5 protein-coding genes are annotated in these 6,888 nt (G+C 71.4%); 2 read left to right on the top strand and 3 right to left on the bottom strand.

The window, feature by feature from the left end; genetic code table 11:
- The first annotated feature begins 430 nt into the window (after positions 1-430).
- Entirely contained in the window at positions 431-2,659 is a 2,229-nt protein-coding gene (gene yicI / locus ACFXOA_RS31980; protein ID WP_385035647.1) for an alpha-xylosidase, read from the top strand.
- A gap of 111 nt (positions 2,660-2,770) precedes the next feature.
- On the opposite strand, the gene ACFXOA_RS31975 is transcribed toward yicI, so the two are convergent.
- Complete coding sequence (locus ACFXOA_RS31975; protein WP_385035645.1) at positions 2,771-3,727, bottom strand: SDR family NAD(P)-dependent oxidoreductase; 957 nt, start codon at positions 3,725-3,727, stop codon at positions 2,771-2,773.
- Positions 3,728-4,085: 358 nt separating this feature from the next.
- Between ACFXOA_RS31975 and ACFXOA_RS31970 the strand changes: the two genes are divergently transcribed.
- Positions 4,086-4,709, top strand: coding sequence for a histidine phosphatase family protein (locus ACFXOA_RS31970; RefSeq protein ID WP_385035643.1), 624 nt, complete (start codon positions 4,086-4,088; stop codon positions 4,707-4,709).
- 356 nt (positions 4,710-5,065) lie between these two features.
- On the opposite strand, the gene ACFXOA_RS31965 is transcribed toward ACFXOA_RS31970, so the two are convergent.
- Together ACFXOA_RS31965 and ACFXOA_RS31960 are read right to left on the bottom strand one after the other, a co-directional pair.
- On the bottom strand, positions 5,066-5,704 hold the full coding sequence (locus ACFXOA_RS31965) for a class F sortase (RefSeq protein WP_385035641.1): 639 nt from the start codon (positions 5,702-5,704) through the stop codon (positions 5,066-5,068).
- Positions 5,705-5,768: 64 nt separating this feature from the next.
- The gene (locus tag ACFXOA_RS31960) at positions 5,769-6,461 is read right to left on the bottom strand and encodes a hypothetical protein (protein WP_385035639.1); all 693 of its coding nucleotides are present in this window, start codon (positions 6,459-6,461) and stop codon (positions 5,769-5,771) included.
- Between the last annotated feature and the right edge of the window lie 427 nt (positions 6,462-6,888).

Genomic DNA, 6,888 nt, shown 5'->3' with positions numbered 1-6,888 from the left:
GCGGGACGCGTCGGCTCGCCGAACGGGTCGTTGCCCCGCCAGCCCACGGTCCACAGACCGAAGGTGAACCTGTCCTCAGGGGTGGGAGTGAAGCGGTCCGACATTGCACAGCCTCTTGTCGACATCGGCCCGGAGCGACGGAGCACCGGGGGCACGGCCAATTTGTTTGCTTGCAGTACTAATACGCCATCCCGTCGCGGGTTACTAGACCGTTTCCGTCACGTAACGGTCACGCGGTGCAAACGCCGCAGCTCTGTAGCGCTGTTTCGAGGCTCGACTCCCCGGGCAATACGGAATATTCAGTTCCGTAAGGCTCTTCTCGGCCACATTTGTTTTGTGTACGATCAAAACTGAGAGGACCCGCAGCCGCGCTCGCCGCAGGCGCCCTGGCGTCCCGCCCAGCATCTTCTGAACGGCTAAGGACCACCCCATGAAGTTCACCGACGGCTTCTGGCAGTTGCGCTCCGGTGTGAACGCCTCGTACGCCACGGAAGTCCGCGACGTCCGCCTCGACGAGGACCGCCTCGCCGCCTACGCCGCCGTCAAGCGCGTCGAGCGGCGTGGCGACACGCTGAACGCCCCGCTGATCACCGTGGACGCCCACTCCCCGGCCGAGGGCGTCATCGCCGTGCGGCTCACCCACCACGCGGGCAGGCGCCGCAGGGGTCCCGACTTCGAGATGCCGGGCGCATCGGCGCGGTCGGCCGCGACCACCCGCAGCCAGGGCGCCACCGCCGAGCTCACCAGCGGCCCGCTCACCCTGCGTCTCCCCACCGAGGGCGCCTTCGGCATGGAGTTCCTCGACGCCGACGGCCGGGTCCTGACCTCGGCCGGCCGCAAGGGCAGCGCCTTCGCCACCGTCGACGGCGGCGGTCACCACATGATCGCCCAGCTCGCCATCGGGGTCGGCGAGACCGTCCACGGACTGGGTGAGCGCTTCACGCCGTACGTGAAGAACGGCCAGGTCGTCGACATGTGGCAGGCCGACGGCGGCACCAGCAGCGAACAGGCCTACAAGAACATCCCGTTCTACATGTCCTCGCGCGGCTACGGGGTCTTCGTCAACCACCCGGGCAAGGTGTCCTTCGAGGTCGGCTCCGAGGCCGTCGGCCAGGTGCAGTTCAGCGTCGAGGACCAGACGCTGGAGTACTTCGTCATCGCCGGCCCCACGCCGAAGGACGTCCTCGCCCGCTACACCGCGCTGTCCGGCCGCCCGGCCCTGCCGCCGGCCTGGTCCTTCGGCCTCTGGCTCACCACCTCCTTCACCACGTCGTACGACGAGGCGACCGTCACCTCCTTCGTCGACGGCATGGCCGAGCGCGGCATCCCGCTGAGCGTCTTCCACTTCGACTGCTTCTGGATGCGCGAGTACCAGTGGTGCGACTTCGAATGGGATCCGGCGGTCTTCCCCGACCCGGAGGGCATGATCGCCCGGCTCAAGGAGAAGGGCCTCCGGATCTGCGTCTGGATCAACCCCTACATCGGGCAGAAGAGCGCCCTCTACGAGGAGGGCGCGCGCGAGGGCTACTTCGTGCGGACCCCCGAGGGCGACATCTGGCAGTGGGACAAGTGGCAGGCCGGCATGGCGCTGGTCGACTTCACCAACCCCGAGGCCACCGCCTGGTTCCAGAGCAAGCTGAAGGTCCTCCTCGACCAGGGCGTCGACGGCTTCAAGACCGACTTCGGCGAGCGCATCCCCACCGAGGTCGTCTGGCACGACGGCTCCGACCAGGAGCGCATGCACAACTACTACACGCACCTCTACAACAAGGCGGTCTTCGAACTCCTGGAGAAGGAGCGAGGGCAGGGCGAGGCCGTCCTCTTCGCCCGCTCGGCGGCAGCCGGTGGCCAGCAGTACCCGGTCCACTGGGGCGGTGACTGCTGGTCCTCCTTCGAGGCCATGGCGGAGTCCCTGCGCGGCGGGCTCTCGCTGTCGCTGTCCGGCTTCGGTTTCTGGAGCCACGACATCGGCGGCTTCGAGGGCACACCCGACCCCGCGGTCTTCAAGCGCTGGCTCGCCTTCGGTCTGCTCTCCTCGCACAGCAGGCTGCACGGCTCGTCGTCCTACCGCGTGCCGTGGGAGTTCGGCGACGAAGCGGTCGACGTGGCACGGCAGTTCACCCGGCTCAAGCACCGCCTCATGCCGTACCTCTACGGTGCCGCCGTCGAGACGCACCGCACGGGCGTCCCGACGATGCGCCCGCTGCTGCTGGAGTTCCCGGACGACCCCACCGCCCGCACGGCGGACCGGCAGTACTTCCTCGGCCCGGACCTCATGGTCGCGCCGGTCTTCTCCGAGGACGGGACCGTCGAGTACTACGTCCCCGAGGGCACCTGGACCCACTTCCTCACCGGCGAGACGGTGACGGGCCCGGCCTGGCGCCAGGAGACGCACGGCTTCGACAGCCTGCCGCTGCTGGTGCGCCAGGGCGCGGTCCTCGCGCTCGGAGCGGACGAGTCCCGCCCGGACGGCGAGTGGCTCGACGGCCTCGAACTCCGTGTCTTCGCCCCCGCCGGGACCGGCGACTTCACCCGCACGGTGACCGTCCCGGACCGCGCGGGCGCGGTGGCGGCCACGTACGAGGTGACGTACGAGGGCGGAGAGGCCCGGGTCACCACGGACACGGACCAGCCGTACACGGTCACGGTCGTCAACTGACCGGACCCGTGCAACTGCCGGTCGTCCCGGAGCCCCCGCCAGGGCTCCGGGACGACCGTGCTCGGGCGGCGGGCCCTCCACGGAGTCCGCCGCAGGGCCCGGCGGGAGCGGCTACGCGGCGAAGGCGTCGACGCCTGTGAGGTCAGCCGAGAGCGCCCACAACCGGGCCGCCTCTGCAGGGTCGGTGGCATGAGGATGCACTCCGCCCTCCGAACCCCCGCCGGCCGGCTCCGCGATGTCGCAGTCCTCGCAGTACACACCGCCCATGCCCGCCAGCCGGGCCGAGGTCGCGGCCCACACCTGCGTCGCCGCCCCCTGCTCGGGCGTCTTGAAGGTGGGATCGGCCAGCTTTCCCCGCTCGTCGATCCATCCCGCCTCGACCATCTCGGACTTCGGCAGGTGGCGTTGCAACGGCGTGAGGACGGACCCCGGGTGCAGCGCGAACGCGCGCACTCCGGCGCCGCGGCCCAACGCATCCAACTGCACGGCGAACAGCACATTGGCGGTCTTGGCCTGCCCGTACGCCTCCCACCTGTCGTAGCCGCGCTCGAAGTGCACGTCGTCCCAGCGGATGCCGGTGATGCCGTGCGCACCCGACGACACGGCGATCACCCGTGCGCCGCCGCGTGCGACGGCCGGCCGGAGTCGGTTGACCAGGGCGAAGTGGCCGAGGTGGTTGGTGGCGAACTGCGCCTCCCATCCGGGTCCGATCCGCGTCTCCGGGCAGGCCATGATCCCCGCGTTGTTGATCATGATGTCGATCCGGCGGCCCGTGGCCAGGAACCGATCGGCGAAATCACGGACACTGCGGAGGTCCGAGAGGTCGAGCTCGTCGGTCTCGACGCCTTCGATCCCCGCGACGGCCTCGCGGGCGACGGCCGGACGCCGGGCCGGGACGACGACCCGGGCGCCGGCCCTAGCCAGGGCCCGGGTCGTCTCGAGCCCCAGCCCCGAGTAGCCGCCGGTGACGATCGCGGTGCGGCCGGACAGATCGACGCCGGTCAGGACGTCGTCCGCCGTGCTCCGGGCGCCGAAGCCCGAGCCGATCCTGTGCTGAGGTGTTGTCATGGCGGCGACGGTAGGCGCTGGAGCGCACTCCATCGCAAGTCCCACCGGGCGGGAACCTCTCGAGCGCCGAACCGCCACCGACCGGGGACCGTTCGACGGTGACGGTGCGGCTCCGGCCGGCCGGATCACCGGACCGGGGGCGCGTTCCCCGGCGGACGCGAGGTGACAGGGCATCACGTCGACAGCTCTTCGGCACCGGCGACGCCGGGCGAAGGGCGCGTCGCCCCCAGGCTGCTCGCGGCGGAATGCGATCGTGTCCCGGCGGGTTCACACCGGAGGGCGCGGGGCGACGCGGAGGGCGTCACCCCACAGACGCCTCACGGACGAGTACGGCGTACAGAGCGGAAGCAGTCACACCATGGGCGAGTTGATCCTGATCCGGCACGGCGAGACCGAGTGGTCCCGGTCCGGGCAGCACACGAGCTGGACCGATCTGCCCCTGACGGATCTGGGGGAGCGGCAGGCCCGCGCTCTCGTACCGCTGCTCGCGGAACGTGAGATCGGGCTGACCCTCGTCAGCCCTCTGCTACGGGCCCGCAGGACCGCCGAACTGGCAGGGCTCGACTCCCCTCGGGAAACCCCTGATCTGCGGGAATGGGACTACGGGGCGTACGAGGGCGTGACCACGGTGGAGATCCGCCGCACCCGCCCCGACTGGAACCTGTGGACGGACGGCGTGGCCCCCGGCCCGGCGGACCACCCGGGGGAGAGCCCGAAGGAGGTGGGCGACCGGGCGGACCGGATCCTCGCCGAGGTCCGCGCGGCGGCCTCCCGGCTCGGCGAGGCGGACATCGCTCTGGTCGCCCACTCGCACTTCCTGCGCGTGCTGACGGCACGCTATCTGGGGCTGACACCCGCGAGCGGCGAACTCTTCCAGCTCGCCACGGGGGCGGTGTCACGCCTGGGCACCGAACACGGCAAGCCGGTCGTCACGGCGCTGAACATGGCGCTGCCCGAGCGGCTGTTCCACGCGATCGGCTGACCCGGCGCGTCCGCTGTCCAGGAGCCCCAGGAGCCCCAGGAGCCCCAGGAGCCCCAGGAGCCCCAGGAGGCCGGGGGCCGTCCGGAACCCCTGCCACCAGGACATCCGGCATGGCCTGCGGCACCTCGGCGGGATGACCGCCACAGGCCGGCGGAAGCGCGCGCGAACAGCCTGAGCGCCGCCGGATCGCCGACGGCCGGCACGCGGCTGATCCAGCAGCACCTGGGGAGGCCGCCGGGTCCCCCGTGATGTCGCGGGTCCCGGCGCGGATGTCGCGGACGCCGTCCGCGGATGGCGCACGGACGGCCGGTACCCCGCCCCCGAGGTACCGGCCGGTTCCGTGCGGCGTGCCGGTTTCAGGCCGCCTTCGTCTTCATCGACGTGAGGTGGGCGAAGACCACGACGTTCGCCGCGTAGCCGTGCTTCTTGTCGAAGCGTCCCCCGCAGGTCAGGAGCCGCAGCTCCGGACGGCCGGTGGATCCGTACACCTTGTCGTCCGGGAACTTCTCCTTGGTGTAGGTCTTCACCTGGTCGACGGTGAAGACCGCGGTCTTCCGGTCCGCCCGGGTGACCCTCACCGTGTCACCCCGGCGCAGGGCGTTGAGATTGAGGAAGATGGCGGGCCCCGTAGCGGTGTCCCGATGCCCGACCAGGAGGGACGTCCCCGCTTCTCCGGGGGACGGGCCCTTGCGGAACCACCCCACCAGCTTGGGCTTGCTCAGCGGCGGGGCGCCGAGCCTCCCCTTCGCGTCGAGACCGAGCTCGGAGACCGGGGCCTCGATGTAGATCGCCGGGATCGCGACCTTCACCGGCCGGGAGTGCACCAGCGGGGCATGCGAGGCGGGCACCTTCTCCTGGGGCTTGTGAGGTGCCCTCCGGAACGGGGGCGCCCCGCCGCCCGCGGCATCGCTGCCGCGGGCGGCGGTGACCGGCGAGGTGTCGTCGGACGAGTCCGAGACGGCCTTGACGATGCCGGTCACCAGCGAGAAGGTCACGCACAGGGTGATGGTGAGCCGGCATGCGCGGCTCGGGCCCCTGCGTCGCCGTCGACGGCGGGTGTCAGACCTCGCTGCGGGCACGGCGGCGTGCGGATCGACGGACCATGATCAGCCCCGCGATACCGGCGGCACCGGCGACCAGGGCGGCCGAGGTCCCGATGTTCGACTCGGTCTCGTTGCTGACGCCCTCCATGTCGGGGACGCCGCCACCGCCGGCCGGCACCGCGCCGGACGGCTTCTCGTACGTCTTCTCCGAGCTCTGCTCGGCGCCCGACGCCGAGGAGGAGGACGAGTCCCGGCTGCCGCCGTCGGCACGGCTTCCGCCCTGTCCGGGACGGGAGCAGTCGACCTCGAAGCTCTTCTGCTTCGGGCCCGCCGGGACGGTCCACACGAGCTGGTAGGTGCCCTCCGGGAGGAGGTACGCCTGGCTGCGCGCCTTGCCGTTGATCAGCGGGAGGGTGCCCAGCAGCGTGTCGCCCGGGGGGACCGTCGGCGGCTGCTCGGTGATCGACCAGGGGACCGAGGGGAACGACTCGAAGTTGCTCGCCTCCAGGACGAACTTGCAGACCTCGACGCCGTCACGGTCGCCGCGGGAGTGCCACCCCACCGAGGTGACGTCGATGTCACCGCTGTCGCCGGGAAGGGCGTACGCGGCGGGGGCGCCGGCCAGGGTGACGCCGGTGATCGCCGCTGCGGCGGCGATCCCGGCACCCGCGCGACGGGTGCGGGGGCGAACGGAAGCGGACATGCGCATGCTGGACTCCTTCGAGCCGAGATGATTGTCGTACTGATCACCTGATCGCCTAAGGGATGCCATGGATGATCAAAAGAGTCTGTAGGGACACCGTAAAAACACCCAAAAGTACCCTGACTAGCCCAAAGAACCCCCGCGTGCGGCCTTGGGGAGACCTCCGGGGTACGCGGAAAGCGGTGTCACAGGCCGCGAGCGCTGCCGCGGTGTCCGCCGAGGGGGCGCCGGGTCGGACTCCCGGCGGATGCGCCGGTGCGGATCCGCGGCGCCGACCCGCCCGGCCTGCGGGCGGCGGGGGCCTGCGCCCCCGGCGCACTCGAACGCCCGGTCGAGCCCACGGGCGAGGGCGGACGCCGGTGACCTCGCCACCCCGGGGCGGGACGGTCCCGGAGCGGGGATGCCGCCGGGGGCGGCCACCCGTACGTACGGG

This window comes from Streptomyces sp. NPDC059166 (genome assembly GCF_042755185.1).
Classification (GTDB): domain Bacteria; phylum Actinomycetota; class Actinomycetes; order Streptomycetales; family Streptomycetaceae; genus Streptomyces.
This window is presented reverse-complemented; position numbering and strand designations above follow the sequence as displayed.